The 260-nt window shown below is 65.0% G+C and carries 1 pseudogene; it reads right to left on the bottom strand.

Annotated features, from left to right (window positions below):
• Positions 1 to 260, bottom strand: a pseudogene (gene narH, locus SB751_RS32265) (nitrate reductase subunit beta); the annotation flags it as partial.

Raw genomic sequence — 260 nt, 5'->3', positions numbered from 1 at the left:
GATCGGAATCGTCCGGGTGCCCTTCTCCTTCTTCGCGCTGAACAGGCTCGCCGACGAGCGGCCGTCGGAACAGCCGTTGCCGAACGAGAAGCCGCACGACGCGCGCAGGTCGTACGCGTTCTCCGCATATTCTCGATGCGTGGTCGGGATCACGAAGCGATCCTCGTAGTTCGCGATCGCGAGATAGCGGTACATCTCCTCGACCTGCGCGAGCGACAGCCCGACCTGATCGAGCACGCCGCGCGCGTCGATGCCGTCGA

It is taken from the genome of Cupriavidus sp. SIMBA_020, from assembly GCF_046535395.1.
GTDB lineage: Bacteria > Pseudomonadota > Gammaproteobacteria > Burkholderiales > Burkholderiaceae > Cupriavidus > Cupriavidus campinensis.
The sequence above is the reverse complement of the archived record's forward strand: the minus strand, read 5'-3'. Positions and strand labels throughout refer to the sequence as shown.